Here is a 26,844-nt window from a genome sequence, read left to right as displayed (position 1 = left end):
TCATACATGTTTATCTCCTGTCACTGCAATGGCGGGCACCTGCCTGGTAGGCCGACCACCCAACAACCCCTCCTGCTCGGGCAGCATGTCGCGAATGTGCAGGCCGTTGTCGTCGATGTGGTACTGGCGCAGCTCGTCGGAGTGGGCGCTGGCGCGCACCTTGACCACCGCCATAATGCGCAGCAGACGGCTCTCGACCTCGATATAGCGCTGCACGATGATCGCGTCGGTCAAAAAGGCGGTGCCATAAGGGCTGAAACGCAGGTCGGTGTAGCGGTCTTCCAGCTCCGAGGTCATCAATACGCTGACCCCGGCCCCGGTCAGCGCGGTGACCATGCGCGACAGCGACTCGCGAAAATCTGCGCGAAAGGTCGGCGCAAGCGCCAGTTCAAAGCCCGACAGCGAATCAATCACCACACGCGTCGCCTTCAAGCGGCTGATTTCGCTGAGCAGCAATTGCACAATTTCATCGATGGACAGGTCCGGCGCGCGGCTGTCCACCAAGCCCACCTGATCGTTCTTGATCAACGTCGCCAATTGAGGGCTTTGCGAATGGTTGGGGCGTTGCTCAAACACCGCAATCACCCCGGTTTCCCCATTGCGCGCGCCTTCGGCCAAAAAGGTCGACGCCAAAATGCTTTTGCCCGAACCCGAAGGCCCGGCCACCAGCAACGAATAGCCCCGAGGCAGGCCGCCGCCGAGCATCTCATCGAGTTTCGGCACGCCCATTTTCAGCCGTTTGATCGGGAACGTCGGCGGCGATTCAACCGACGGGTCGCGCGCAGCCGGCGGGAATACCTCAATGCCCGAGGTGGCAATACGGAAGGTGTGCAGGCCCGGCAATGTTGGCTGGCCACGCATCTTCATGATTTCCATCTTGCGCACCATCGAGTTGCGCTCGACGCTTTGGCGCAGCCAGATCAAACCGTCGGCCACGGTGAAAATCGGGTTGGTGTCGGTTTCGGTGAAATATTCGCCGATCAGGAAGGTGGTCGCCTGCCAGGTGGTCATCAACATGCCCAGTTGCTGAACGAACTGCGGCAAGTTGTTGTTGGGGTTGTCCTGAGTCTGGCTGGCCAGCACCACGGAGCGGAACGAGTCGACAAACACCAGCGCCGGTGAATATTTCTCCACCTCACTGACAATGCGCCGCAATACCTCATCCAGGTCGCCTGCCAGTGTGTCGCTGGCCAGGTTGATATAGCGAACTGAATGGTTGATCGTCTCACTGTCGAAGAAATCGAATTGCTGCTGATAGCGCAGCATTTTCAGGGGCGGCTCACCGAGCACGGTAAAGAACAGCGCCGGACGCTCCGGCGTCGCCAGGGCAAACATCATTTGATGCGCGAGGGTAGTTTTGCCGCAGCCAGGCGGGCCGGCGATCAGGTTGAACGACAACTCCGGCAAGCCACCGCCCAGGACCTCGTCCAGTCCTGGCACGCCCGTGGCCAGACGGTTGATAGTCACTTTGGTGCTCATGGCGAAATTTCCTGCGAAGAGGTGTCGCTCGAAGAAGGCAGCCACACGTCAGCAAGCAAACGCGCGGTGAGTGAGGGCCCGATCAGCGTGGTCAGTAGCTCGTAGAGGGTCGTCAGCAACGCCTCACCGAAGAACAGCGCATCGGTTTGGTTTTGCTCCACGAGTACGGATTTGAGGGCCATCAGGTCCATCTTGGCCAGCACACTGTCATAGGTGCGGGCCAGGCGTGGATGGTTAGAGACGCACAAATGGAGGCTGCGGCGGTACAGCGCGGCAACGCCCTGCTGGCCGATGATGGGGGCAAGTGCAGCGCCCATATCCTGCAAAATCGACACAATCGCCTCGGCGATGCTTGCAGTGTCAGCGTGCGGACCAACACGGTGCGCCAGAGAAGCTACGATCCGGCGGCTCTCTTCGCTAAGCGTGGGCATGACTGACTAATATCTGATGAACAGTCCCTTAGCCTACACCCTATATCAGCAGATAGAGACCCCGCAGGCTGAAGCAGCTGGTTTGCGGGCCTATGAGGCTCCCCCTGCCCGGCCCGATCGACTACCATACCGCGCCGGTTCCCAAACGGGACTAATAGGGAATTCGAAACGCCGCCCGCGACGTCAATCGAAACTGCCCCCGCAACTGTAGGTGCTGAGCCTGCTCCAACACGCCACTGAGCCTTGCTCGGGAAGGCCGGAGCGCGGCGACGACGCATCAGTCAGGAGACCTGCCGGCCCAGTAACTCACTAACCGGCGGGGTGTCCGGGAAGGACGTCCTCGCCTGCCACAATCGCAGTGTTTGAGGGTGGATTTCCCAACCGTACCTCCCCAGCTTCACGTACGGTCCACGGAGATTTCCCCATGCTGCCACGCGTTACCGCCCTGCTCACCGGCCTGGGCTTCTGTGCCCTGGCCCACGCGGCCCCGACTCACTACCCGCTGACCGTGCAGAACTGTGGCAGCACGTTGACCTTCCCGGCAGCGCCAGCGCGAAGCGTCACCATCGGCCAGGCCGCCACTGAAATGCTCTACGCACTGGGCGTGGCCGACAAGGTGGTCGGCACCTCGCTGTGGTTCAACAGCGTGCTGCCCCAATTCAAGGCGCAGAACGACAACATCGCGCGCCTGGCTGATAACGAGCCCAGCTTCGAAGCCGTCATCGCCAAGCGCCCGCAACTGGTGGCCGCCGAGCTGGAATGGGTGGTGGGCCCGCAAGGCGTAGTGGGCACACGCGAGCAGTTCCACGAGCTGAAAATCCCCACCTATTTGCTGCCCTCCGACTGCGAAGGCAAGGACAACCTGGTCGGCGCCGACGGCACCCGGCTGGAGCCGTTTCGCATCTCGACGATCTACAAGAGCATCAGCCAACTGGCCGAGATTTTCGACGTACAGGGTCGCGGCCAGCAACTGAACGACGAACTCAAGGCGCGCCTGGCCAACTCCGTCGCCACCGTGCACAGCAAAGGCCTAAAACAGGCCAGCGCACTGGTGTGGTTCTCCAGTTCCGAGATGGCCAGCGACCCGTACGTGGCGGGCCATAAGGGCATTCCGCAATTCATGCTCGAAACCCTCGGCCTGCACAACGTGGTGCAGTCGGATGAAGAGTGGCCCGCCGTCGGCTGGGAAACCATCGCCAAGGCCAACCCTACCTTCCTCGTCATCGCACGCATGGACCGTCGCCGCTACCCGGCCGACGACCATGAAAAGAAACTCGCCTTCCTGCGCAGCGACCCAGTGACCCGCAACATGGACGCCGTCAAACACAATCGCATCATCATCCTCGACGCCCTCGCGTTGCAGGCCAGCATCCGCATGTTTGACGGCCTCGAACAACTGGCCACGGCCATCGACGGCTACGACCTGCCTAAATGATGCGCAGCCTACTCGCCCTCGCGCTGCTGCTGGCGGCCGTCCTCGCCGGCGTCGCTATCGGCGAAACCGCCATCTCGCCACAGGTGGTGCTGCAAGTGCTCGCCAACAAACTCTGGGCCGCCGGGTATGTGCTCGACCCGATCGACGAAGGCGTGGTGTGGAACTACCGCCTGACCCGCGCCCTGGTCGCCGCCGCGTGCGGGGCCGGGTTGGCGACGTGCGGGGTGATCCTGCAGTCGTTGTTGCGTAATCCGTTGGCGGATCCGTACCTGCTGGGCATCAGCGCCGGCGCTTCGACCGGCGCGGTGTTAGTAGCGCTGATCGGCGTGGGCGGCGGTTTGGTTTCGCTGTCGGCGGGTGCGTTTGTCGGCGCCATGGCCGCGTTCGCCTTGGTGATTTTGCTGGCGCGGGCCAGCGGCTCCACCAGCGGCACCGGCCAGGTCATCCTCGCGGGCATCGCCGGTTCGCAGCTGTTCAACGCGCTGACCGCGTTCCTGATCACCAAGTCGGCCAGTTCCGAGCAGGCGCGCGGCATCATGTTCTGGCTGCTGGGCAACCTCAGCGGCGTGCGCTGGCCGTCGGTATGGCTGGCGGTGCCGGTGGCTGTGGCGGGGTTGGCGGTGTGCCTGTGGCACCGTCGCGCGCTGGATGCGTTTACCTTCGGCACCGACTCGGCGGCGTCCCTGGGCATTCCGGTGCGCCGCGTGCAGTTCGTGCTGGTGGGTTGCGCGGCGCTGGTGACGGCGGTGATGGTGTCGATTGTCGGCTCTATCGGCTTTGTCGGGCTGGTGATTCCGCATGCCGTGCGCCTGCTGCTGGGCACCGGGCATTCGCGCCTGTTGCCCGCCAGTGCGTTGGGCGGCGCGCTGTTCTTGATTGCGGCGGATGTGCTGTCGCGCACGCTGATCAAGGGCCAGGTGATTCCGGTCGGTGTGGTGACCGCACTGGTCGGTGCACCGGTGTTTGCGCTGATCCTGATTGGCCGGAGGAATGCGCGATGAGTGTGCTGAGTTGCCGCGGGCTGGGCTTCAAAGTGCGTGAGGCTGAATTGCTGCGCGATGTTCACCTGGACATTGAACCGGGCGAGACCTTGGGGATTGTCGGGCCGAACGGCTCGGGCAAATCCACCCTGCTCAAGTTGCTCGCCGGGTTGCGCGCGCCCGCATCCGGCGAAGTGCGGTTGGGGGGGCGGCGCCTGGGTGATTTGTCCCGCCGTGCTATCGCGCAACAACTCGCGGTTGTGGAACAACAGGCGGATACCGACGACGCCATTCGCGTGTTCGACGCCGTCGCGTTGGGCCGCACACCGTGGTTGTCGGCGCTGAGCCCGTGGTCAGGCGAAGACGACGCCATCGTGCGTCAAGCCTTGCATGACGTCGACGCCACCCACCTGAGCCAGCGGGCCTGGCGCAGCCTCTCCGGCGGCGAACGCCAACGCGTCCACATCGCCCGCGCGCTGGCGCAACGGCCGCAGATTTTACTGCTGGATGAGCCGACTAATCACTTGGATATTCAGCATCAATTGGGCATTTTGAAAGGCGTGCAAGCGCTGCCCGTGACCACCCTGATTGCCCTGCACGACCTGAATCAGGCGCTCACCTGCGATCGTTTGGCCGTGCTCGATCGCGGGCAATTAGTCGCGCTGGGCAAACCGCTGGAAGTGCTGACACCGCAGAGGTTGCAAGACACCTTCGGCGTGCAGGCGCACTACCTGACAGACCCGTTCGACGGCGCGCAAATACTGCGGCTGCGCCCCAACTAACGGCCTGACCACAGACTTCCAAAACACCATAGCTCAAATGTGGGAGCTGGCTTGCCTGCGAAGACGGCCGCACTGCCGAAAAAATATTGCCTGACCCACCGCTATCGCAGCATAGGCATCTACATAACTTTTAGAGGCTGGCGAATCTCTCTGTGGCGAGCGGGCTTGTCCCGCGTTGGGCTGCGTAGCAGCCCCAGAACCAGCCACTACGAAGTGTCTGATACACCTTGGGAACCTACAGCACCCGCTGCATATGGGTCGTCCGCCACACCGGATCAGCTTCGATGTCGGCAATATCGAACCCCTGCCGAACCCAGAAATCAACCGCCCCAGGCAGAAATGGATGAGTGTGCAGGTACATCACCTCAACCCCATCCGCCCGCGCCATTCCCTCCAGCGCACGATACAACTCACCCGCCAAACCCGAACGACGAAACGGCGGGAGCACAAACAGCCGCACCACTTCCACCGTCTTTCGACCCTGGTAATCAAGCTGGGAAAATCGCCCGTCATACGGCAAATAACCGACAGCCGCGACGATCTGATCCTCATCACAGACGACGAGAAATTTCCCGCCACCCCCAAGATAGACCGCCTCAAAACGCGCTAAATCATCCGGCATTCCAGCGGCGCTGAGCTTCGGAAAAAGCTCGGCACGGGCCTGCAAGACAAAGGTCAACACGTCAGGAATATCGGCGCCAGTGGCCGCCCGAATCACAGGCCGCACGCTCATATAACCTTCACCTCGGTAATACCCACCACTTCTGCCTGCGCAAGCACCGCCTCCGGCATCGCATCCGGTGGGGGCATGATCAAGCCGTTTTCGGCGTCACCAAAATGCAGCGCCAGCAGATGCATCGCGGCCTCATGCACGGCCAATTCAGACTGCTTGAGCTCAAACACCTGGGTGCGGGGCTGGCCATTGAACCGGTAATGCAGAGTGAATTCGCGCATGGTGAAGTCCTTGTGATGAAAGTAGAACACCTGATCAACCCGACTCAATAATCAGCTTTTAAGTTCAACTCCCCCAAGCCCGATCCACCCGCCCCGAATAACACCCTTGCTTCGCATTGTGCACATGAAGGTAACTGACCTGCGGATCAGCCAGCATCCGCTCAATCACAGGCTCCATCACCCGCCCCTCCACCACCTCCGCGTCCAGCATCATGCCCTCTTGCGAAAACGCCCGCAGCGACAGCAACCGCACGCGCATGACCTCAGGCACCTCATTTACCGCATCGTAGGCCTGTGTTGCCCACTCCCGAATGAAAATCGCGTGGGACGCGCGGTACGGCGTGTCAGCAGGCTGGCACACATGGTTGAGCAGCAACACCGTTTCGCCCACCTCGGCGTCCTTCATTTCTATACGATCAGGAAAGCCTGGCTTACAGTCGACGCGATAACGCCTGATGCCACGCGCGGCGAGTTCAGCATCGGGCAGGCCAAACAGTGGGCGGAAAGGGTCCGGGGCGAGGCCGGTGATGCGCAAGTTCATGAGGAGTGCCTCTTGAGGTAAGTGCCTATCAGGCAGCAACCTTGGCATCGGTGACTATCCGGTTCTTGCGACGAAATTTAAATAGCTTCAAGGTCGTCAGATAGAACAGGCGATAAGCACTCTGTGGCGAGCGGGCTTGCCCCGCGTTGGGTTGCGAAGCGACCCTGAAAGGAGGAATGCGGTGAGTCAGATGCGCCTCGGTCGCTGGTTATGGGGCTGCTTCGCAGCCCAACGCGGGGCAAGCCCGCTCGCCACAGGGGCAGTATTCGACCTTAACGGGCTGGTATCAGCCATATACCGCCGATGTCCAAAGACCTGAAAAGGGCTGGTATTTAGAGTGGTGGCAAGCGGCCCGCTAAAAAGGGGGGCTGCTGCCACGAACATTCATTGACCACACGGAAGAAATCTACGGGCTGACGTGCTGTGCGTTTGGGGCTACCTCCCAAAATCCTGCGAGGACTTCCCACCCGCATAAAAAGCATCGATCTGCTGCGTGATCCAATCATGGCCATACCGCAACACCTCCGCGCCCATCGCCACCGGAAAATGGATAAACCCATGAGCAGCCTCCGGCAGCAAATGCGCTTGCGCCGACGGCCACCGCTCAGCCAGCAGCAGCGTGTCATCCTTCAACGGGTCCAGCGCCCCCACAAACATCAGCGCCGGCGGCAGCCCCGTAAAATCACCGTACAACGGCGACAACGGCGCCTGCTGACGCGCTTCATCACTCAACCCCGGCGTCAGCATGCGCAGTGCCTCAACCATCCCAGGCCCGTCCAGTACCAGAGTGTCCGGCCCTGCCGTACGCACGCTGGGCGTGCCGGTCAAATCGTAAACGCCGTAATACAGCACCGCCCCGCTCGCCCGTGCGAGCAATTCAGGCCATTGTTTCAGCGCCAGCAACGTCGCCGCCGCCAGGTGCCCGCCTGCCGACTCACCGACGACAATCACCGGCAACTGCGCAAACTCGGGCTCACTCAGCAACCAACGCGCAGCCGCCAAACAGTCCTCCATCAACCCCTCAACCGGCGTATCCACCGCCAGCCGATAATCCACCGACACCACCACCACGTCGCAAGCGCGCACCATGCCCAGGTTCAGGTCATCGTCCATTTGCGCATTGCCAACCACCCAGCCGCCGCCGTGGATATCCAGCACCACGCCCTTGGCTTCACCCTCTGGCCGCAGGATACGCACGGGCACTTGCACGCCGCCCACGCTGACCAGCCGGGTTTGCGCCGGGTGTTGTTTTCTGACCTTTTGACGGACGCGCAGCAGCGCCTGAATCAAGCGCGGCGTGACGCGGTTGCGAATTTTAAAACGCGGCATCCACGCGAGTTTTTTATTGAATGCGCGCATCTGCTCCAGCTCAGGCTCGCTGGCAGGCCAGGTTTTATGGGCCATCAACGGTTATTCCGCAAAATCGAAAAATTCAACGCCGCCGCCACACTCAGCCACACCAGATACGGAAACAGCATCAAACCCGTGATCAAATCCAGGCGCACGGCCAGCACCACCATGGTCGCCACTGTTACCCACAGCAGCGAGATCACCACCATCCCCGCGAACAGGCGATGCGCGCCGAAGAACACCGGCGTCCACAGCGTATTCAACGCAATCTGCGCCGCCCACAGCGCCAGCACGATCTGGCTGCCCGGTATCAGGCTCAACCGGTAACCGGCCCAGGCAAGCAGCAAATAAATGATCGTCCACGCCACCGGGAACAACCAATTGGGCGGCGTAAAGCTAGGTTTTACCAGGGACTCATACCACGCACCCGGCTTGAAAATAATGCCGGTGCTCGCGGCGGCGGCGCAGGCTAGCAGGAAAATAAAGAAGGTCATCGTCTGTCCTTTGCTGATCATTTCCAACTTGGACGCCCAACACGCGGGTAAAAGTTCACTGCGATCCACGCTCGGAGCAACTGTGCTGACAGCTTTTCAAAAAGCCTGATCCGGCGTCACGATCCTGAGCCAGGGCCACCGCGCCTGATAACTGCGGGCCTTCGCCGCAAACAACTCTGGCTCCCGATGATGCGGATTAATCCGCAACACCCCTTGCGCCACATCCTCCAACCCATACGGCGCATACACCTCGCCCGTCTCAATCTCCAACCCGATGCACGTGCCCGCCACCAGATAGCGATCCACGCCCTGCCTGGCCGTGTGCAACTGCGGATAGGGCCGGCCAAACCGCTGGACATACCAAAGATGAACCCGCGCCTGATTCTTCACCTCAACGTTTACGCCCAAATCCTCAAACAACGCCTCGGCCGCACGAATGACCTTGTCCTCCGCCTCGTAGGACAGGTCGGTATCAAAATAAAAGACGTCGTAGTCCTTTACCCCCTGGTCGGCAGGCAAATTCGACTGATGGTTCCACACCGCCTGAAACAGACAGCCTGCCGTGAGCATGCACTGGTCCACGCCGAGGGCTGGCAGGCGCGCGGTGATTTCAGCGTTAATGGGGTTGGCCATGGCCAGTTCGAGCAGGGTGTTGACGGTCAATGTCATGGCGGGTCCTTGATGATCGAGGCAGATCCAAGGGCCAACTTTATAACAACGCGAGAAAGGCTTTTGTGAAGGGCGGCGATTTTTTACGAGGGGAGGACATTGCCTGTAGGAACTTGCCGGGAAGTGCGCAACAAAGCGTCGCTGCCTTGCTCCTTTGCCTACGCGTACGTCAGAATCCGCCGGCTTGTGCGCGGGGGTGGCCTTCTCTAAGGTTGCTCGGTCGCTGAATTGTTCAGTGATCGGGTTTAGTAGCCTGAAGGTATATTCAAACGATGTGCACGAGCTCAATCAATCAGGCGTTATTGTCTGTGCTTGACGGTGGCTGTGCGCAGGGCGTCTTCGGGCGCGCCGGCTTTTGTTTGAGTTCCCCGGTCTACTAACCTGCGCACAGCTGCCACCCTTATGTTTAGTAGCTAAAGGGGGTAGCCCTAAACAGGAATTCAAACATGTCTAACGTCACGCCGGATTCAAGCACCCTCTTCTGCGTCATCCAGAACGCCAGCACCGAAACCCTGATCACCAACAGCTACGAAACCTTCACCTCGGTCAGCACCCTGCTGCTTGACCTGTCCGAAGACCTGAGCGGCAAACACCGCGACATCGCGCTCGCCATTCATCAACTGAGCGAACTGGGCGTGCTCCTCACGGCCAAACTCCTCGACCGCGAAGCACCCTGCCCTGGCTGATGACTAGCCCTTCAATTCACTAGCGCGATTGCTCGCCGCGTCGTCGTAAGCCACATACAACGACTCGGCGATTTGGCTTTTGATGGCCTTGGACGCTTCCAGCCCCAACACAAAACCCTCGGCCTTGCCGCCAGCGCGGTTGAGTTCTTCGTGGGTGGAAGCACCGGTGATGGCGTCGAGCAGCTTGATGGAGTGAGGGCCTACGCCTTTAGGGAGGGAGATTTGGTCGATGGACATTGGCGGTACCTTGAAAAAATGGAGGGCGGTGGTGCGTAGAACCATTGCCGGGGTGGCATGGTAGACCTGTTTGGGTGGTAAGGGGTTGGTTTTGGGTTGTTGCGGGCAGTTGCAGCAGGCGGCAATCAGTCAAAAGCGGCTACTTCCGGCCGCTTGTAAAACACTATCAACGTTGTTTCACCGCGATTGCTTCACTAGAGAGAATGAGTGACTCTGCCTCAGGAAAAACATTCGCTAAAAGTCTTAATAGAGAGCCAAGGACGAACCGATGCTGGAACAAACCTTTGAAAGCCTCCTGGAAACAGCCATGTCGGCCTTGAGGAACAAGCAAGAGCAACTCAATCGTGATTACGGGCTGGGCAACATGGCTCGCTGGTGGCTGGATCAGGAGACCGCTACTCTCCAATTCTTCGATGAGAACGACCGGTTGTCAGTCGAAGCGCAGATCCTCAACATCGGCTCGTTCGCACCCAAGCGTTCCAGTTGGATGTGGGCCTGGAGCAACCCCACGGTGCCATCTGCGCTTCGTGAAAAAGCACTGCCGCTCAAGCAACTGCAGACCCTTTCGGGCGCTGAATGCTTTGGCGCTGAAGAGGCGATCGCCCTCGAAGATGAGGGGATGGCGTGGGAGTTGGCCGCTGTCGCGGTGCACCACCTGAATGCGCTGGGTTGCTATCGAGCACCAACGCCACCTGATGGGCCAACTATTTTTCTAGCCATCACTCATCTGAAGCGCATAAACCACTGAGCGGTTTCGGCGACAGCAGTCCACAGGGAGCTGCTGTCGGCGAAAAAAGACCTTTCCGGAACTACTCACATCAGCTTTTCAACCAAGACTGTTGTGGCCTGTAGAGCCATATCCTCAAAATCCCCCTCAAGCAACGGAACGTTCAGTGCCGTCGGCGTTTCATGCCATCAGCTTGTATTTGAGCTATCGATAACATCTATGCAGCAGAAATGTTCGTCGCCGTTAAAAATGGGAACATAAGCGCTGCAGTCAGCGACATGATTTATAAGGATTTATTGATGACCACGATTGATAACTTAAAGATCAAGTACCCCGAAGCCATTGCATTGCAATTCGGGGACTCTCCAGAAATGGCAGATGAACTGGCCGAACTTATTGCTAAAGGAATAAAAACAGCCAGCTGTAGCTCACTTTCGTCTTTCAAACACGACCATGAGTCCCCCACTCTTGGCAGTTACAGCATCATCCTCAACAGCAAACGTGAACCCGTGTGTGTGATCAGAGTTATTTCATTACGCATAATTCGTTATTGCGACGTGGATTATGATTTTGCAAAGAAGGAAGGCGAAGGGGATCTCAGCCTCAGCTACTGGAAGCAAGGCCATAGAGACTTTTTCCAAAGAGAAGGCTCGTTCGACGAGGCGATGGAACTTGTGGCAGAAGAATTTGAGCTGACGGAAATATTATAAGAGTCGAGATTCAGACCACCTCACGCCATTTGAACCCGTTAAAAATTAATCAAAGAGACGCGATTGCCAAGGCGCTTTCATACGCAGAGAGCGAGCGGTTGCCAGAACCCGCGTAAGAGAAGATCAGCACGTTTACACTGGCGCTTTGGTTAACGCCTGCAGGGCGGGTGCCCTCTCCATTTACCCCAATCATTCAGGGAGAAAGTCGATGTCTACCGAACCACTCTGCCTGGTGTTCGTACCGGCCCTTGTGGCCGTGCTCACCGCAGCCGAGCACAAAAAGGGCGCGCCCCTCACAGAAGTTGAAGTGTGTGACATCCGGGACCAAGCCACCTGTATGACGCTGACTTTCAGCACTGCACTGGCGATGGAAGAGCAGCGTGGCTATCCGGATATCGTGGCCGAGGACTGCTGGAATGAGTGGCAACGGGTACGCGACTCGATTCAAAAAAGCTCGGGGACAGTCGATTCACAGACCTCAGCGCCATGACTATTCAGGAAATCAAACAACGCCTGGCCCGCCCAGCCTTGAAACTCATCACTATGATTTTTTTAATGAATAAGAGCAAGACCACCGTCTCCTTATCCCACTGACCCCAGCCTCAGCAACTCATTATGCGGCACCGCCAGCCATTGCCCCATCGCGGCACAATGACGTCCCACCAACCCTTCGGCGTCCCAAACGGTCATCTGCGCAAACACCTGCGGCAAGTTACTCGCCGCAGCCATGCGTTTGGTATCAGCTGCCAAGGCCCGGACCGGGTCTCGACCGTAACGCCGACGGCGCTCTTGACGCCTCACCCAACCGCAACAACATCAGGTGTGAATAGCAGCCTGCCGTCGCGCCGCCCACTTGCACTCCGAAGCCACCAGGAGATGACACCCCTCAATGGATTTGGGATCACTATAAAAATGGCGGTCGTACGAGCTAGCTAAGTGTAGCGGGCTCGCATTCAACGGTACTTCTGGCTCAAACTAACTGCAACCAGCGGAAGCCCTCGGCTTAGCCACGGGCTTTCGCTATCTGCAAATGACAGAGGCCGGTTCAGGCCCCAGTCCTGCCAAGCTATCGGTCTTCACGGGTGTGCCACAGGCGCAGCAGGTAGATAGTCGAATCCACTATCTCGTAACGCATCTCGTATTGGCCGATCTGAATTCGGCGCACATTCCTTGGATCGAACTCTTCCAGGCGTTCGCCAATGCGCGGGTTGGTCAGCAGCGTGGTAGGTGCAGCGGTGAGTTGCTGCACTGTTCCTGCAGCGGCAGGCTGATTCACCGAGGCCAGAAACTCGTACAGTCGGGTAATGTCGGAAAGCGCCTTGCTTGTCCACTTCAATTCCATCAGCGCGGCACCGTCAACGGAGTGTCGGTGCTGAGGCTATCAGCCCAGGCCTGGACAGCTTTGTGGTCAATAACGCGGCCAGCGTCAACATCGGCCAAGGCCTCACGGGTCAGGCGACTCCGCTCTTCTTCCTGGTCTATCCAGGCGGACAGAGCCTGTTTGACGATCCAGTTTTTGGAGCGCTCCAGACGCTCTGCCATCAAATCGACCTTTTGGGCCAGTTGTTCAGGGACGTGAGCCGTGACAGATCGGGTTTTCGCGGTGGTTGCCATGATGAGGGTTACTCCTGACCGTTACTTCTTGAATTGGATGTCGCCGGATCCTGCAACGGGATGGCCGGAATGGTTCGTAGGTTGATACATGGTGATTTACTCTGCGCTGATCTTCATCATTTCTATTTAAAGTTAATCATAGTGAATAATCATGCGTCGTCAAGGTTGACCTGGCTACGCGAGTCACCGCTGAAACCAAACTCTCGGCACATGATGGAGCACATCGAACGGCTGAAGATCTTCCAACTGGTGGCCCTGCCCGAAGGGCTCGACCGGCACATTCACCAGAACCGCTCGCTGCGACGGTGACCGATGAACTCGTGGATCTACACGACCGCATTCTCATCAAGCTGTCCAGCAGCGCCAAGAACAAGCATCAGCAGCAGTTCCAGAAACAGGGCAAGGCGATTAACGATAAGGTGCGCCTATAATGGCCAGCGCTTGCGCGCAGGTGGTCGAGGCGAGAGTACCGGCCACGTCAACCCGAAGTACGGCAATGAACCTGGGCGGCTGTTCTATACCCATATCTCCAACCAGTACGCGCCGTCGTTACTGAACGCTGCACGCACCGCCTCTTTGGGTCGGCCGACCAACGCATCAAACTGTTGATTGAAGTGTGCGATCGTTAAGGCGTCCTGCTTCAGGTCAATCATCGTGGCTCCCTGTTAAAAAACGCTTACGGGTCAAAACATCACTTTTTAATCGCTACCCGCAAATCAAACAACAACTGCGTCAACGGCGACTGATGATCGCCGAATAGATGGCGCCCACGCTCTGAGCAACGATAGATACCTAACTTACATAAACCCAAGGAGCCCTTGATGCCGTCTACCCAACGCGACAATGCCCGCCTCGAGCGCCGCCTGGTCGTTGCCCTCACTGAAGCCTGCGAGACCGCAAAAACCGAAATACCGGGCTTCGACTGGCTGACGCACACTGTCGACTACGCCAACTTTGCCCGAAGCTTGCGGGTGATATGGGTGTTCGACACCCTCGCCAACAAGGAACACGCCCTGGCAGCCGGCGCCGGCGAACGCATGCGCGAGTTGACCAGCGCTGCGCTCCTCGACGCCGAAGTGGCCCCCGTGCCGATGGGAAGCTGCATTCGCTTCGACTCGGAAGAGGAATGCACGGCCAGGCACGGCGGCGATTGGCGAGCGCGTTTGGCACAAGCGTCGCGCTGAAAAGGTGCGTTTTTCCACGTTATTGTGGGCTGTCTGGAAGGGCTTCATCGCAGGCAAGCCCGCTCCCACAGTGGATTTGCGGTGTGGCTGGGATTAAGTGCCCAATTCAAATCTCAGGTAGCCATTGGCGTCCGCGCCGGTTTGCAGAAAACCGGCTTTTTGGTAGAGACGTTTGGCCGGGTTGTCTTCGCGCACGCTCAACGTCAAACGAGAAAATCCTGCTTGCCGGGCTTCATCTGTGTAGGCCTTCAACAAGGCGGCGCCCAGCCCTCTGCAGCGGTACTGCTCACTCACGCCAATCGTACAGAGCAGCGCGCGGCCGTCCTCAGGCTTCCATAGGCAATAACCTGCAAATTGCCCGTCGACGCTGGCAATCACCAGGCGGTCAAAGTGTTCCACCCAATTGGCAAGGTGCCGTTCGGACTGACGCAGCCAGCCGTCCTCATGACTGGGTTCCCAGCGCTGGATGTATTCGCGCTCACCTCGGTAAATCAACGGCAGGTCGGTGATGACGGCTTTGCGCAAACAGTGAGGTGTCGACGGTTGTCCAGGAGAGGGAGCGGCCACAGGTGGTTTCCTGAAGGATGAAAAGTCAGGAGAGCATAAAAGTGTGGAGGTACTTTGTCATCGGCACCCGCAAAGAAGACAGGCAACGTCGCCTGCCTCCTTTTGCGTGCTTCGACTTATTTTGCGAACGCGTATTCGCCGCCCTGCTCCACTGCTTTGCGGTAAGCCGGGCGAGCCTGGAAGCGGTGCACCCAGGCGGCGAGGTTTGGATACGCCTGCAACTTGCCTTGCGCCCCGGCGATTTCGCCGATGAAGCTCAGCTGGATATCGGCGCCGCTCAACTCGTCACCCAGCAGGTAGGGCGTATCCGCCAGCACGTCGTTCAAATAGCCAAGGTAGTTGGCGATTTCCGACTCGATACGCGGATGCAACGGCGCGCCTGCTTCACCCAGGCGGCCAACGTACAGGTTGAGCATCAGCGGCAGCATGGCCGAGCCTTCGGCGAAGTGCAGCCATTGCACGTATTTGTCGTAGGCGGCGGTGGCAGGGTCGGGCTGCAGACGGCCCTGGCCGTGGCGGCGGATAAGGTAGTCGATGATCGCGGCGGACTCGATCAATACCAGCGAGCCGTCCTCAATGACGGGCGACTTGCCCAGCGGGTTGATGGCTTTGAGTTCGGGTGGGGCGAGGTTGGTTTTCGGGTCGCGCTGATAGCGTTTTATGTCGTAAGGCAGGCCGAGTTCTTCGAGCAGCCAGAGGATGCGCTGTGAGCGGGAGTTGTTGAGGTGGTGGACAGTGATCATGGGGGCAGCTCCGTGGGTCGAGCGTTGAAGGTATATCAGCAGACTGCGCGCGGGCGGTGGAGTGCCCGGAAGTTGCAGGTGTTTGAGAACGGGGGTTGGCCTGTCGTGGCGAGTGGGCTTGTTGTGGCGAGCGGGCTTGCCCCGCGTTGGGCTGCGAAGCGGCCCCAAACCTGCCACCCCGATATAACTGAAAGATCGCGGTGGCCCTGATGGGGCTGCTTCGCAGCCCAACGCGGGGCAAGCCCGCTCGCCACAACAAGCCCACTTGCCAAAGCAAGCCCGCTCGCCACAACTAGCCAACTAGCCGACTAGCCAAAAGAACCTGGTCAAGCCAGCCGGAAGCGGGCGGTGTTGTCGCTCAGGGCGCGGCTGCCTTTGCTGAGGGTGTCGGCGGCCTGGTTTACGGCGCGGGCGCCTTCGAGCAGGCGGCCTGCGGCTTGGTCGACTTGCTGGATATTGCCGCTGACTTCGTCCGCAGTAGCGGCTTGCTCTTCTACCGCAGCGGCAATTTGCGCGAGGGTATCGGTGACGTTTTGCACCGCGCCGGCAATCTCGCCCAGGCGGGTGCCCAGGCCGGTGACGGATTCGGCATCGGTCAGCGCCTGGTCGCACGCAGCGCCCATCAGGCTCACGGCCTGGCTCACGGTGGCGCGCAGGCTGTCCACGGTGCCGGCGATCTGAGCTGTCGAGGCTTGGGTGCGTTGCGACAGGCTGCGCACTTCATCGGCTACCACGGCAAAACCACGGCCCTGCTCGCCCGCGCGGGCGGCTTCGATGGCGGCGTTCAGCGCCAGCAGATTGGTCTGTTCGGCGATGCCGCGAATGGTGTCGACCACCGACTGAATCTGCTGCCCTTGCTGGCTGACTTGTTCCAGCGCGTTGGCGGTGTCAGTCAGGCGCTGATTAAGTTGCTGGATGCTGGCCGTGGTGCGTTGGCTGTCGCGGCTGCTGTCTTCGGCAATTTGCCGGGTGTGCTGGGCGCTGTCTGAGGCTTGCTCACAACTTCTGGCGACGCCCATCGACGTGGCTGCCAATTGCGTCGCGGCGGCGGCAATCTGGCTGATTTGTTGTTGCTGATCTTCGACTTCGGTGAGGGTGCTGCCCGACTGCGAGTTGAGGGTCAGCACCGTCGAGCCGAGCTGCTGGGTTTCGTGATTCACGCCCAAAAGGCTGGTGCGCAACTGCACCACCGCAACGTTGAGCGCGGTGCTGATGGCGGCGAGTTCATCGCGGCCTTCCACCGCCACTTCGACACACAGGTTACCGTCGCGCAGGGACTCGGCAAGCGTGGTGATGCCGCTGGCACTGCGGCGAATCGAAGCTTGCAGGCAGATGAACAGGTACAACGCGGCCAGCGCCAGCAGGCTGAATGTCGCCACCACCGGGATGAACTGCTTGAGCGAGCGGTCGCGGTAGTAGCCCAGGCGCTCATCCAGCGACGTCAGCGACTGGCTGCGCAATGCACCCAAGGCGCCGAGCACGCTGTCGATACTGCGGTCGAAGCCTGTGGTGTCGAGCTTGATGGTGCCGCCAAACACACCGTCGTCCAGGGCTTTAAGCTCGCTGTCGAGCAATTGCAGGCTGCTCTCGTACTGCGCCGTCCAAGGCTCAAGCCCCGCGTAGCGCTTGGTCTTGAGCGAGGCGGCGGCCTTGACCAACTGGTCGCGCGCGTCGCCGATACGGCTACGCAGGTCACGCATCTGCAGGCGACTTTGCAGGGTGAACTGCCCCGACGCGATGGACGACTCACCGACGCTCGCCGTGCGGCCGATGCGCTCGATCAGGTCTGGCGCGTGCTGGGTGGAAATCTGCATCAGCAAATAGGTTTCCAGCCAAGGGTCGAGAATTAGCCCGGCGTCCTGAGTGATCTGCTCGCGCAACGTTTGCATCGCGGTCAGCGCAGCGGTGAAGCGGTCGTAACCGTCCGGCCACCAGCCCACTGTGCGCAGAGACTGGGTGTCCATGCCCTTGACCGTGGCCTGCAACGCCTCGAAACGCGCCAGGGTTTCGGCGCTGGCGTTCTGTTTTTTCAGCGCATCGCCCAAGGCTTGCAGGCTTTGGGTAATTGCCGGGCTTGCGGCGTCGACCTTGTCCATCGCCGCCTTAGCCGCTGGCGTTGGCGTGTGCAAGATGTCCAGGGCCTTCCAGCGCGCGGCCAAATTGCGTTGCGCGGTCAATTGGCCATCCAGCGTGTCCAGAGACAGCAGTTGGCGAACGCCGGACTGCTCGCTGGAAATCACCGCTAATTTTTCGCGGTAGTCCTGGCCGATCATCCACAGGCTCCCGGCCAGCGGCAGCATGAACAGGAAAAACAGGATCTGGAATTTGCGCGCGAAACCGAACCGTCCGAGCAGACGGATACCGGGTGATAAAAGACTGTGCATGGCCGACCACTCCCTAAAACAACCCACACGGTGCACGCGTGGGTGAAGCCTTGAAATGAATAACGGCAAAATGCCATGTCATTGATTAGCCTGGCTCTAGCAAGATACGGGCCGCTGCCAGCAGACCACGAAATAGGCGGCTTCACGTTCAAATAGAGGCATTGCGTGCCCGAAAATGGGGCGAAAGCACTCAGTTACGACTACCCACGCTGTAACCCTTCGGAGCGGTGACCTACTTAACCGCTCCGTGCAACGATCAGCCAGCTGTTTTCACAAGCATGTACTGACTGAAATTATTGATGTGATCATCCAGATTGTCCTCCAGCATCATCCGGTACTGATCGCAGAAATACTTCAACATCGCCTCCCGCGCATCGGCCATTTCAGCGCCGGACTTGAAGTTGCGCGCACTGGCCCAGGCGTTAAAACGCGTGGTGCCAAACATCATCGAGGCGCTGACCTCGCCGAGGTTTTCACAGGTTTTAAGCTGCTCGTTCGACAGCTCGATATGGGCGTCGGCCCGGTCGTAAAAGGCTTGGTCGGTGGTGTCGGCCATGATGAAGGTTCCGGATGAACAAATGATGGCGGCCATTGGAGCATATCCGGCCGCCGGTTTGCAGGCGCCTGCACTGTCACATCAATGCGAGCACCAGCCGTTCAAGCCCGATACCGAATCCTGCGCCCTCGCGGTAGGCGCCACCGCCCACCACTTGCTGCTGTGCACCTAACGCGGGGCAACGCACTTCGAAGCCGTTGCCTTCAAGGTAGTAACTCAACCCACGTTTCACTGCGCAATTGAGCTGATAGTCGAGCCCCAGCGAGTCCAAAAAACCGGTGCACAGGACTTGGCTAAGCTGCAACGCCAAAGCCGGCTCCGGGCTTAGAATCTCCAACCCCAGCTGGGTAAACTCACGGTATCGGCCAGCCTGCGGGCGCTCGTAGCGGTAACAGCGTGCCACGTAGAAAAACATCGCCTCGCGTCGTCCGCCGAGTAATTCAGCGTTGCGCTCCTGGAACAGCGCGGTGGCCTCAGGGATCAAGCAACACTGGCGGCCCGCCTTGTCGTCGAACGCCCACATCTGCCCGATGATTTCACTGCCGCCGGCTTTTTCGATAAACGTGTCCTGGCCCCAAAGCGCCGGCACGATGGTTTCTTCAGCGCCCGCTTCGATGAAGGTAGCTCCGAAACCGGCCTTCAATTTCACGCATTGTTGAAGCTTCTTTTCCGGTCACAATTCGCGTTCCGCGTAGCATGGTCATGGGGTAAATCTCCATTTTTTACAGGCAATAAAAAAGGCGCTGTGGGCGCCTTGGTTTGGGTTCAGTGAGTGATCAGAGGTTCTGTTCAAACAGTGAGTGCAAGCAACCGCGGCGCCTGGTAGAGGGTCCGTGGTGGTGATGGCGGTTGCTCTGCAGGAATTGAGTCATGGGGCGATCCTGGCACAGTTGTAGGAAAAGTTACAAGCTGGCACTAATCCAACCGCGTCATCTGACTCAACTGCTCAGCCGTGGGAAACCCCAGTGTCCTGTAGCGTGGCGGGTAAGTGTTGAATGGCTGCAACAGTTCACCGGCCTTGGCCTCAAGCTCGTCCCAGGCGAAAAGCTGGGTTTTGGCCGAGCTATCGGATTGGAGCTGGACCAATGCGACGCGGTCGGTTTTGGGCAGCAAGGTGTCGACCGTTTCGGTCCAGCTGCAGACCGAGAAGGTCTTGCCGCTGCCGTCCGTCAACTCGAAGAGCGTGTACGTCGCGACGAATAACTCAGTGTTCTGCTCAGCGTGGATCGTGTCGAGTTGCTCTTTCTGCGAGCGGTAATTACCTTCGAGCAACATGTGTTCAAGGCTTGCCATACGCGCCAGCAGTGCCTCGTCGTGGGTGACAAATGGCACGATCCGCTGGCCCTCGTACGTATAGACCTGGCTGGAGACGACGCGGCCGTTTTCCATGGCCTTGAAGCAGACCTCGACCATGTGCCGAATGCCGTCCTCGTCTTTGTCGCCGGTGACCATCAGCACGTCGCGGGTCGGGATCATGAACACCGGGCGGCCCTTGATGGGCGCGCGTTGCAGCACATCCGGCAGCAGCACGCGGCTGGTGTCATAGCTGTCGTTCCAGCGCCCGAGGTAGAGCCCGGGCACAATTTCTTCGAAGGCGTCCGGGGTGGTTTCGCGCAAGTTGCTCTGCGCCGCCGCCAATGCCTCGTCGAGGCTCACCCCCCAGCTCTCTTTCGGGCCGTCGGTGAGGGTTGAAGTGGTTTCGGGATAATCCACCGCCAACAAGATCACGCAGTCTTTACCCAACGGTCGGTGGACAGCATTGCGCGGCGTATCCCAGCCATCCGTGCGCACCTTGTACAGGCGCACCTCTTCCAGCATCGCCAGGTTACGAATCACCGGCCGTAACAGCGGCCTCACCTCTTCGAATTGCTCCGGCGCGTTATTGCGGTAGTTGAGCAGCGTCGACGCATACCCATTCAATACATCGGCTTTGCGCGACTTCTCGGCGTTCTGGTAGTCACGAAATGCGTTATGCAGGTTGAAGAAGCCGCCGCCGTCACCGTGGTCGAGGCGAAACTCCGTGGGCACATACACCAGCGGCCCGCTGAAGCCCACCTGGCGGGCAGCCTTGATGACTTTCTGGGCGAAGGCCTCCTCGGTCAGGGGGCGATTGAAGAGCTTGTCGATCAGGGTGCCAAACATGCGCAGGTTCCTCCATGAGTGCGAGCTGTCCATCCCGGACGGTGCAAGGGACAGGTTAAATAACGACCTGTGTTGCGTGGTCGAGTTCACTGTTACCTGGTCAGGCCAGTAACTGCGTGATCCACCGCGCCTGCCGGGCGATTTCCTGCACCTTGTCTTCCGGCACCCACTGCTTCGCCTGCTCAAGGCTGGCTAAGGTCTTGTGCTTCTGGCGCAGCATGCGTTGCCACTTGGCCAGAAACTCCGGGCTGCGCGCCTGCAGTTGCAGGGGGCCGAAGTACAGTTCTTCATCGGTGTAGGTCACCGGCTCGGCACGTTCGGCGACGATGATCTCGTAGTAGAAGCGGTTCTCCTGCAACAACTCTTCCGTGAGGATTCGGTAACCGTTGTGCATCAGCCAGTGGCGCAACGGTTGCTCGCCGCCGTTGGGTTGCAGGATCAAGCGTTCGTGGCCGGCGAGGTGCGCCTTGCCGTTGTCGAGGATGTCGCGAATCGTCTCGCCGCCCATGCCGCAGACGCTGATGGCGGTGATGCCGTCGCCAACTTCGATCGCCGCGAGGCCGTCGGCCAACCGCACAGTAATGCTTTTTTCCAGGCCGTTATCGCGCACGGTGCGCTGGGCTGCGTGGAAGGGCGTAGCTGCCACCTCCCCCGCCACCGCCGCTGCGATCAAACCCCGGCGCATCATTGCCACCGGCAGGTAGCCATGGTCCGAGCCGATGTCTGCCAGGCGCGCGCCAACGGGCACGTTCGCCGCCACGCACTCAAGGCGCCTGGATAATGTGTGTTCGTTCAACGGTTGTTCCTTGTCACTGAAAAATTACTCACCCGAAAACCGGTCACGGCTATTGGTCAGGTGCAGCACCATGGCCGCCCGCGCCGCGTCCGGGTCCTGGCGCTTGATCGCGTTGAAGATCGCCTCGTGTTCCAGGTTCGCCAACTGGCCCAGCTTGGCAAAGTCGGCACCACCGCGCTCGGCGCCCTTGACCTGCGTACGCGGGATCATCGCATTGCCCAAATGCAGCATGATCTCGGTGAAAAACGTATTGCCGGTGGCCTCGGCGATCAGTTGGTGAAAGCGCTTGTCCTCTTCCACGCAACTGTCGTTGTTGGCCAGCGAGGCCTGGTAGTCATCCAGTGCTGCGCGCATCTGCGCCAGTTGCTCCTCAGACCGGCGCAACGCAGCCAGCGCCACGGCTTGCACCTCCAGGCCCAGGCGCAGTTCGAGCATGTTGCGCACGCTGGCGACGGTGTCCACGTGCAAGCGCAAGCCTTGCTGAGCCTGCGGCTCCAGCACGAAGGTGCCGATGCCGTGACGCGTCTCCACCAGGCCCGACGCCTGCAACTTGGAGATGGCCTCGCGAACCACGGTTCGGCTCACACCGTGCTCCTGCACGATGGTCGATTCTGACGGCAGTTTTTCACCTGGCTTGAGCTGCCCGAGCAGGATGCGCTGGGTCAGCGCCTCGACCACGCCCTGGGCGAGGTTGTTGGAGCGTTTACGAACAAGGGTTGCGCTATCAATGGGCATCGCGACGGATCCACGGGGTTGGGCTGGTGCGAGCTTATCACCCTCGTTGAACTGATTCGAAAATCAATCAACTTGTATGACAACCAATCTTAAACCTCCACAACCCAAAGAACACTGACCTTCGCGCCAATCTGGAATCACATGCCTGAACAGTCACCTAAAAATCTCTAAAACCCTAATACCTATTAGACAAATAACCAAAATACCCATTTGGCATTCGCCGTTATAAGAACAAATACACCCGTCACCACATTGCGATCCCCGGAAAAGCACTTGTATGATGTCTATCAACAAAACACGCAAACCCGCATAAAAATAATCAGGGGGAGTTTTGAATTGTGAACAATTCAAGCCATGCATCTGCCGCACCAGAAAACGATTCAGTGCTCGCGCGCGCCGTGAGCAAAGTGAAGGGCCATGTGCTCCCACTGTTCGTGATCATGTTCATCCTCAACTACATCGACCGGGTCAATATCGGCTTCGTGCGCACGCACATAGAGCATGACCTTGGCATCGGCGCGGCCGCCTACGGGCTGGGCGCCGGGCTGTTCTTCATCGGCTACGCGCTGTTCGAAGTGCCCTCCAACATGCTGCTGCAAAAAGTCGGCGCGCGCATCTGGCTGACCCGCATCATGTTCACTTGGGGCATCGTTGCCACGCTGATGGCGTTCATCCAGAACGAAACCCAGTTCTACATCCTGCGTTTCCTGCTCGGCGTGGCTGAAGCGGGATTCTTCCCTGGCGTGATCTACTACTTCACCCGCTGGCTGCCAGGGGTTGAGCGCGGCAAAGCCATTGCGATCTTCCTGAGTGGTTCGGCGGTGGCCTCGCTGATCTCCGGCCCGCTTTCAGGCGCGCTGTTGCAGATAGAGGGCTTCGGCTTCCATGGCTGGCAGTGGATGTTCGCCATAGAAGGCCTGGCCTCGGTGGCGCTGGGGTTCTTTGTGTGGTTCTGGCTGGATTCCAAACCCCATGACGCCAACTGGATGACCCGCGAAGAACAGGACGCACTGGTCGGCGCGATTGATCAGGAACAGCGCGAGCGTGAAGCGCTGACCACGGTCAAACCGACGATTGGCAAGCTGCTCAAGGACCGTCAGATCCTGCTGTTCTGCGCCTTGTACTTCTGCATCCAATTGACCATCTACGCCGCAACGTTCTGGCTGCCGAGCATCATCAAAAAGATGGGCGACTTGAGCGATATACAGGTGGGTTTGTTCAACTCGATCCCGTGGCTGATTTCGATCATTGCCATGTACACCTTCGCCTCGCTGTCGGGCAAATTCAGGTTCCAGCAAGCCTGGGTCGCCGCTGCGCTGCTGATTGCGGCTGCGGGGATGTTCATGTCCACCACGGGCGGGCCGATTTTTGCCTTTGTTGCGATCTGCTTTGCGGCCATCGGTTTCAAGTCGGCCTCGTCGCTGTTCTGGCCGATTCCGCAGGGGTATCTGGACGCGCGCATCGCCGCCGCCGTGATCGCGCTGATCAACTCCATCGGCAACCTGGGCGGGTTTGTAGCACCCACGACCTTTGGTTTTCTGGAGCAGACCACCGGTTCGATCCAGGGCGGCCTTTATGGGCTGGCCGGCACGTCGGTGATCGCCGCGATCCTGGTGTTTTTCGCCAAAACCGCTCCCTCTGCCCCGCAGGCTTCGCCGAGCGTTGTGCCCACGGGCGCCGCCATCAGCAAACCTCTTTAAGCGTATTCAGGAACTTGCCATGAGCACTTCAACGTCACCTGTCGTCACCCATTTCCAAGTCATTCCGGTTGCCGGCCATGACAGCATGCTGCTGAACCTGAGCGGCGCCCACGGGCCCTACTTCACGCGCAATATCGTGATTCTCAAAGACAGCTCCGGCAACACCGGCGTGGGCGAAGTACCCGGCGGCGAACGCATCCGCCAAACCCTGGAAGACGCGCGCAGCCTGGTGGTGGGCCAACCCATCGGCCACTACCAGCGCATCCTCAACCAAATGCGCACCACCTTTGCCTCACGGGACTCTGCCGGTCGCGGCCTGCAAACCTTTGACCTGCGCATCACCATTCATGCGGTCACGGCGATGGAAGCGGCACTGCTCGACTTGCTGGGCCAGTTCCTCGAAGTGCCGGTGGCCGCCTTGCTCGGCGAAGGCCAGCAGCGCGACGCGGTGAAGATGCTCGGCTACCTGTTCTACGTCGGTGATCGCACCGCCACAGACCTGGCCTATCGCAACGAGGCGGACGCCGATGATGACTGGTTTCGCCTGCGCCACGAGAAAGCCCTGACGGCCGACGCGGTGGTGCGTCTGGCAGAAGCCGCCAAAGCCAAATACGGCTTCAACGACTTCAAACTCAAAGGCGGCGTGTTGAGCGGCGATGCAGAAATTGAAGCCGTCACCGCGCTGGCCGAACGCTTCCCGGATGCACGCATCACCCTCGACCCGAACGGCGCCTGGTCACTCAAAGAAGCCATCCGCCTGTGCCGCGACCAGCACCACGTACTCGCCTACGCCGAAGACCCGTGCGGTGCGGAAAACGGCTACTCGGGCCGCGAAGTCATGGCCGAATTCCGCCGTGCCACGGGCCTGAAAACCGCCACCAATATGATCGCCACCGACTGGCGAGAAATGGGCCACGCGATCCAGTTGCAATCGGTGGATATCCCCCTCGCTGACCCGCACTTCTGGACGATGCAGGGCTCGGTACGCGTGGCGCAGATGTGTAACGACTGGGGCTTGACCTGGGGTTCGCATTCCAACAACCACTTCGATATTTCCCTGGCAATGTTTACCCAGGTCGCCGCTGCGGCACCGGGCGATATCACCGCCATCGATACCCATTGGATCTGGCAGGACGGCCAGCGCCTGACCAGGCAACCACTGAAAATCGAAGGCGGTTATGTGAAGGTGCCGAGCAAGCCCGGCCTGGGCGTGGATATCGATATGGACGCCGTGGCGAAGGCCCACGAGGTCTACAAAGGCATGGGCCTCGGCGCGCGGGATGACAGCGTGGCGATGCAGTTTTTGATTCCCGGCTGGCGCTTCAATAACAAGCAGCCTTGCCTGGTGCGTTAGGGCCCCCTGCGAACACAGTGCCTATGGGGAGTGGGCTTTCTGTGGCGAGCGGGCTTGCCCCGCGTTGGGCTGCGAAGCAGCCCTAAAACCTGACGACGCGGTTTATCAGTTACACCGTGTTGGTTGAATGGGGAGCGCTTCGCACTCCAACGCGGGGCAAGCCCGCTCGCCACAGAAAGCCTGCTCGCCACAACAAGCCAGCTCGCCACAGGAACTCAGGGCTTACTGGCTGCTTCCGATTTTGCCCTGGCAGTTTTCCTCGGTGCAATTGGTTGCACCGTCAGCTCGACACCCAGGGCCAGCATCAGCTTCTGAATCGTCTCATAACGGGTTTTCGAGCCGCCCTTCAGCGTTTTGTAAAGGCTCTCCCGATTGACCCCGGCAGCCTCCGCCACTTTGTTCACGCCCTGGGCTTTGGCAACCTCGGCAAGCGCCTTCATCAGTATCTGCGGGTCTTGCGATTTCATGCTTTGCGCAAGATACGCACTGATAACCTCCGGGCTGTCGAGGAAGCGCGATGCTTCGTAGACGCAGGAGCAGCCGGCTCCCTCACCACGGGACCGAGGGTTATTTAAGCGATCTTGATGACCACCTTGCCAAATGCGCCTTTGGCCAGATGCGCATAAGCTTCGCGCGCCTGTTCGAACGAGTAGACCTGATCAATCACCGGGCGAATCTTGTGTTCGTTCAAAAACGCGTTCATCCGATCAAATGATGAGCGCGGCGCGACGGCGATGCCGCGAAGGGTGGTCTGGCGAAATATCAGCGGCATCAGGTTCAATTGCACGGTCTGGCCCGTCAGAAAACCAATCTGCGCGATGCGTCCGGCGGCCTTGGTGGCCGCCACCGACTGGTTGATGCCATTGCCACCGGCGACATCAAGCAGCAGGTCAACGCCTTTGCCCTCGGTCAACTTCAGCACTTCTTCCTCCCAGGCGGGCGTGCTCCGATAGTTGATACCTGCCACGGCGCCCAAGCCGATGACGGTTTGCAGGTTCTGGTCGCTGCTGGACGTCGCGATTACCCTGGCCCCCAGCGCAGTTGCGATTTGCACGGCGAAGATGGATACCCCGCCAGTGCCCTGGACCAATACGGTCTGCCCGGGCTGGACCTGCCCGAAATCCACCAGCGAGTACCAGGCCGTCAGCGCAGCAATCGGCAACGTGGCAGCCTCTTCGTCGCTCATGTTATCGGGGGCGCGCACCGCGCTGTCCTCGTGGATGATCATGTATTCGGCCAGCCCGCCAGGCAGCGGTGAACCAAAGCAGTAGTCCGGCTCATTCGGGCCGGGTTCACCGTCCAGCCAGCGTGAATACAAGTGCGAGTTCACGCGATCGCCGATGTTGAAGCGCGAAACACCTTCACCCACCGCGACCACAGTACCGGCAGCATCGCTTACCGGAATCAAATCCTTTGGCACTGCGTGCGGCTCGTAGATGCCATCGACGATGGCCTTGTCGCGAAAATTCAGCGAGACGGCGCCCACCTTGACCAGCAGTTCGCCGGGCTTTGGTGTTGGCGTAGGCACTTCACCCATGTGCAGATTGTCGAGCCCGAATTCTCTGAGTAACCAAGCTTTCATAACGTATTCCCC

The 26,844-nt window shown here is 59.6% G+C and carries 32 protein-coding genes, 1 pseudogene and 1 riboswitch; of the genes and pseudogenes, 11 read left to right on the top strand and 22 right to left on the bottom strand.

What is annotated here, in order from left to right; translation table 11 throughout:
- Together Q7C20_RS18850 and Q7C20_RS18845 are read right to left on the bottom strand one after the other, a co-directional pair.
- A complete protein-coding gene (locus tag Q7C20_RS18850; RefSeq protein ID WP_375069405.1) occupies positions 1-1,479 on the bottom strand; it encodes an RAD55 family ATPase in 1,479 nt (492 codons plus the stop codon).
- A complete protein-coding gene (locus tag Q7C20_RS18845) occupies positions 1,476-1,910 on the bottom strand; it encodes a hypothetical protein (protein WP_375069403.1) in 435 nt (144 codons plus the stop codon). Before Q7C20_RS18845 ends, Q7C20_RS18850 begins: the two co-directional genes overlap by 4 nt.
- Before the next feature lie 118 nt (positions 1,911-2,028).
- A riboswitch (cobalamin riboswitch) is annotated at positions 2,029-2,223 on the top strand.
- A 111-nt stretch (positions 2,224-2,334) separates the two neighbouring features.
- On the opposite strand from Q7C20_RS18845, the gene Q7C20_RS18840 reads away from it, so the two are divergent.
- From Q7C20_RS18840 to Q7C20_RS18830, 3 genes are read left to right on the top strand one after another with little or no spacing between them, the layout of a single operon-like run.
- Positions 2,335-3,345 carry an ABC transporter substrate-binding protein gene (locus Q7C20_RS18840; RefSeq protein WP_375069401.1) on the top strand — a complete coding sequence of 337 codons (1,011 nt, stop codon included), beginning with the start codon at positions 2,335-2,337 and terminating at the stop codon, positions 3,343-3,345.
- On the top strand, positions 3,342-4,346 hold the full coding sequence (locus Q7C20_RS18835; RefSeq protein ID WP_375069399.1) for a FecCD family ABC transporter permease: 1,005 nt from the start codon (positions 3,342-3,344) through the stop codon (positions 4,344-4,346). The genes Q7C20_RS18840 and Q7C20_RS18835 overlap by 4 nt, the downstream gene beginning before the upstream one ends.
- A complete protein-coding gene (locus Q7C20_RS18830) occupies positions 4,343-5,107 on the top strand; it encodes an ABC transporter ATP-binding protein (protein ID WP_375069397.1) in 765 nt (254 codons plus the stop codon). Before Q7C20_RS18835 ends, Q7C20_RS18830 begins: the two co-directional genes overlap by 4 nt.
- A 235-nt stretch (positions 5,108-5,342) precedes the next feature.
- On the opposite strand, the gene Q7C20_RS18825 is transcribed toward Q7C20_RS18830, so the two are convergent.
- From Q7C20_RS18825 to Q7C20_RS18800, 6 genes are all read right to left on the bottom strand, one after another.
- On the bottom strand, positions 5,343-5,840 hold the full coding sequence (locus Q7C20_RS18825; RefSeq protein WP_375069395.1) for a GNAT family N-acetyltransferase: 498 nt from the start codon (positions 5,838-5,840) through the stop codon (positions 5,343-5,345).
- Positions 5,837-6,061 (bottom strand): hypothetical protein, encoded by a 225-nt coding sequence (locus Q7C20_RS18820; RefSeq protein WP_375069394.1) that lies wholly within the window; start codon positions 6,059-6,061, stop codon positions 5,837-5,839. The genes Q7C20_RS18825 and Q7C20_RS18820 overlap by 4 nt, the downstream gene beginning before the upstream one ends.
- 64 nt (positions 6,062-6,125) lie before the next feature.
- Positions 6,126-6,602, bottom strand: a complete 477-nt coding sequence (locus Q7C20_RS18815) for a DUF1203 domain-containing protein (protein WP_375069393.1) — start codon at positions 6,600-6,602, stop codon at positions 6,126-6,128.
- 435 nt (positions 6,603-7,037) lie between these two features.
- The gene (locus Q7C20_RS18810; RefSeq protein ID WP_375069391.1) at positions 7,038-8,006 is read right to left on the bottom strand and encodes an alpha/beta hydrolase fold domain-containing protein; all 969 of its coding nucleotides are present in this window, start codon (positions 8,004-8,006) and stop codon (positions 7,038-7,040) included.
- A complete protein-coding gene (locus tag Q7C20_RS18805) occupies positions 8,006-8,446 on the bottom strand; it encodes a TspO/MBR family protein (RefSeq protein WP_375069390.1) in 441 nt (146 codons plus the stop codon). The genes Q7C20_RS18810 and Q7C20_RS18805 overlap by 1 nt, the downstream gene beginning before the upstream one ends.
- Positions 8,447-8,542: 96 nt before the next feature.
- Positions 8,543-9,115, bottom strand: coding sequence for a nucleotidyltransferase family protein (locus tag Q7C20_RS18800; protein WP_375069388.1), 573 nt, complete (start codon positions 9,113-9,115; stop codon positions 8,543-8,545).
- A 446-nt stretch (positions 9,116-9,561) separates the two neighbouring features.
- On the opposite strand from Q7C20_RS18800, the gene Q7C20_RS18795 reads away from it, so the two are divergent.
- A complete protein-coding gene (locus Q7C20_RS18795; RefSeq protein WP_375069386.1) occupies positions 9,562-9,801 on the top strand; it encodes a DUF6124 family protein in 240 nt (79 codons plus the stop codon).
- 3 nt (positions 9,802-9,804) lie between these two features.
- Here the strand turns inward: Q7C20_RS18795 and Q7C20_RS18790 are convergent, their stop codons facing one another.
- On the bottom strand, positions 9,805-10,038 hold the full coding sequence (locus Q7C20_RS18790; RefSeq protein WP_375069384.1) for a hypothetical protein: 234 nt from the start codon (positions 10,036-10,038) through the stop codon (positions 9,805-9,807).
- Between the two features lie 268 nt (positions 10,039-10,306).
- Between Q7C20_RS18790 and Q7C20_RS18785 the strand changes: the two genes are divergently transcribed.
- The 3 genes from Q7C20_RS18785 (at position 10,307) to Q7C20_RS18775 (ending at position 11,965) form a co-directional block, all read left to right on the top strand.
- Positions 10,307-10,786: a DUF6882 domain-containing protein gene (locus Q7C20_RS18785; protein WP_375069382.1), complete on the top strand. Its 480-nt coding sequence runs from the start codon at positions 10,307-10,309 to the stop codon at positions 10,784-10,786.
- A gap of 278 nt (positions 10,787-11,064) precedes the next feature.
- Complete coding sequence (locus tag Q7C20_RS18780) at positions 11,065-11,475, top strand: ASCH domain-containing protein (RefSeq protein ID WP_375069381.1); 411 nt, start codon at positions 11,065-11,067, stop codon at positions 11,473-11,475.
- Between the two features lie 208 nt (positions 11,476-11,683).
- Positions 11,684-11,965 carry a hypothetical protein gene (locus Q7C20_RS18775; protein ID WP_375069379.1) on the top strand — a complete coding sequence of 94 codons (282 nt, stop codon included), beginning with the start codon at positions 11,684-11,686 and terminating at the stop codon, positions 11,963-11,965.
- 576 nt (positions 11,966-12,541) lie between these two features.
- On the opposite strand, the gene Q7C20_RS18770 is transcribed toward Q7C20_RS18775, so the two are convergent.
- The gene (locus Q7C20_RS18770) at positions 12,542-12,817 is read right to left on the bottom strand and encodes a type II toxin-antitoxin system RelE/ParE family toxin (protein ID WP_375069377.1); all 276 of its coding nucleotides are present in this window, start codon (positions 12,815-12,817) and stop codon (positions 12,542-12,544) included.
- On the bottom strand, positions 12,817-13,089 hold the full coding sequence (locus tag Q7C20_RS18765; RefSeq protein WP_348062408.1) for a ribbon-helix-helix domain-containing protein: 273 nt from the start codon (positions 13,087-13,089) through the stop codon (positions 12,817-12,819). Before Q7C20_RS18765 ends, Q7C20_RS18770 begins: the two co-directional genes overlap by 1 nt.
- 144 nt (positions 13,090-13,233) lie before the next feature.
- On the opposite strand from Q7C20_RS18765, the pseudogene Q7C20_RS18760 reads away from it, so the two are divergent.
- Positions 13,234-13,517: pseudogene (locus tag Q7C20_RS18760) on the top strand (hypothetical protein); the annotation flags it as partial.
- 87 nt (positions 13,518-13,604) lie between these two features.
- Here the strand turns inward: Q7C20_RS18760 and Q7C20_RS18755 are convergent.
- On the bottom strand, positions 13,605-13,742 hold the full coding sequence (locus tag Q7C20_RS18755) for a hypothetical protein (protein WP_375069422.1): 138 nt from the start codon (positions 13,740-13,742) through the stop codon (positions 13,605-13,607).
- 168 nt (positions 13,743-13,910) lie between these two features.
- On the opposite strand from Q7C20_RS18755, the gene Q7C20_RS18750 reads away from it, so the two are divergent.
- Positions 13,911-14,273 (top strand): hypothetical protein, encoded by a 363-nt coding sequence (locus tag Q7C20_RS18750; RefSeq protein WP_348062410.1) that lies wholly within the window; start codon positions 13,911-13,913, stop codon positions 14,271-14,273.
- A 93-nt stretch (positions 14,274-14,366) separates the two neighbouring features.
- Here Q7C20_RS18750 and Q7C20_RS18745 read toward each other — a convergent pair whose 3' ends face one another.
- From Q7C20_RS18745 to Q7C20_RS18710, 8 genes are all read right to left on the bottom strand, one after another.
- The gene (locus Q7C20_RS18745; RefSeq protein ID WP_348062411.1) at positions 14,367-14,840 is read right to left on the bottom strand and encodes a GNAT family N-acetyltransferase; all 474 of its coding nucleotides are present in this window, start codon (positions 14,838-14,840) and stop codon (positions 14,367-14,369) included.
- Between the two features lie 116 nt (positions 14,841-14,956).
- Positions 14,957-15,583: a glutathione S-transferase family protein gene (locus Q7C20_RS18740; RefSeq protein ID WP_375069374.1), complete on the bottom strand. Its 627-nt coding sequence runs from the start codon at positions 15,581-15,583 to the stop codon at positions 14,957-14,959.
- A gap of 326 nt (positions 15,584-15,909) precedes the next feature.
- Positions 15,910-16,602: a methyl-accepting chemotaxis protein gene (locus Q7C20_RS18735; protein ID WP_375069420.1), complete on the bottom strand. Its 693-nt coding sequence runs from the start codon at positions 16,600-16,602 to the stop codon at positions 15,910-15,912.
- A gap of 1,621 nt (positions 16,603-18,223) precedes the next feature.
- Positions 18,224-18,523: a DUF3144 domain-containing protein gene (locus Q7C20_RS18730; protein ID WP_348058167.1), complete on the bottom strand. Its 300-nt coding sequence runs from the start codon at positions 18,521-18,523 to the stop codon at positions 18,224-18,226.
- A 76-nt stretch (positions 18,524-18,599) separates the two neighbouring features.
- On the bottom strand, positions 18,600-19,172 hold the full coding sequence (locus Q7C20_RS18725) for an ATP phosphoribosyltransferase regulatory subunit (protein ID WP_375069372.1): 573 nt from the start codon (positions 19,170-19,172) through the stop codon (positions 18,600-18,602).
- Positions 19,173-19,438: 266 nt separating this feature from the next.
- Positions 19,439-20,665 carry a DUF1444 family protein gene (locus tag Q7C20_RS18720; RefSeq protein WP_375069371.1) on the bottom strand — a complete coding sequence of 409 codons (1,227 nt, stop codon included), beginning with the start codon at positions 20,663-20,665 and terminating at the stop codon, positions 19,439-19,441.
- A 100-nt stretch (positions 20,666-20,765) separates the two neighbouring features.
- A complete protein-coding gene (locus Q7C20_RS18715) occupies positions 20,766-21,461 on the bottom strand; it encodes a tRNA (adenine(22)-N(1))-methyltransferase TrmK (RefSeq protein ID WP_375069369.1) in 696 nt (231 codons plus the stop codon).
- Positions 21,462-21,485: 24 nt separating this feature from the next.
- Positions 21,486-22,196: a FadR/GntR family transcriptional regulator gene (locus Q7C20_RS18710; RefSeq protein ID WP_348058175.1), complete on the bottom strand. Its 711-nt coding sequence runs from the start codon at positions 22,194-22,196 to the stop codon at positions 21,486-21,488.
- Positions 22,197-22,534: 338 nt separating this feature from the next.
- Here Q7C20_RS18710 and Q7C20_RS18705 point away from each other — a divergent pair, with 338 nt between their 5' ends.
- Positions 22,535-23,896, top strand: coding sequence for an MFS transporter (locus Q7C20_RS18705; RefSeq protein ID WP_375069367.1), 1,362 nt, complete (start codon positions 22,535-22,537; stop codon positions 23,894-23,896).
- 19 nt (positions 23,897-23,915) lie between these two features.
- Positions 23,916-25,250, top strand: coding sequence for a glucarate dehydratase (gene gudD, locus Q7C20_RS18700; RefSeq protein ID WP_375069366.1), 1,335 nt, complete (start codon positions 23,916-23,918; stop codon positions 25,248-25,250).
- A gap of 215 nt (positions 25,251-25,465) precedes the next feature.
- On the opposite strand, the gene Q7C20_RS18695 is transcribed toward gudD, so the two are convergent.
- Positions 25,466-25,852, bottom strand: coding sequence for an addiction module antidote protein (locus Q7C20_RS18695; protein WP_375069418.1), 387 nt, complete (start codon positions 25,850-25,852; stop codon positions 25,466-25,468).
- Complete coding sequence (locus Q7C20_RS18690; RefSeq protein WP_375069364.1) at positions 25,822-26,832, bottom strand: NAD(P)-dependent alcohol dehydrogenase; 1,011 nt, start codon at positions 26,830-26,832, stop codon at positions 25,822-25,824. Before Q7C20_RS18690 ends, Q7C20_RS18695 begins: the two co-directional genes overlap by 31 nt.
- Between the last annotated feature and the right edge of the window lie 12 nt (positions 26,833-26,844).

It is taken from the genome of Pseudomonas sp. AMR01 (genome assembly GCF_041946035.1).
Lineage (GTDB): Bacteria > Pseudomonadota > Gammaproteobacteria > Pseudomonadales > Pseudomonadaceae > Aquipseudomonas > Aquipseudomonas antarctica_B.
Note: the sequence above shows the minus strand (reverse complement) of the source record. Positions and strands in the feature narration are given on the sequence as shown.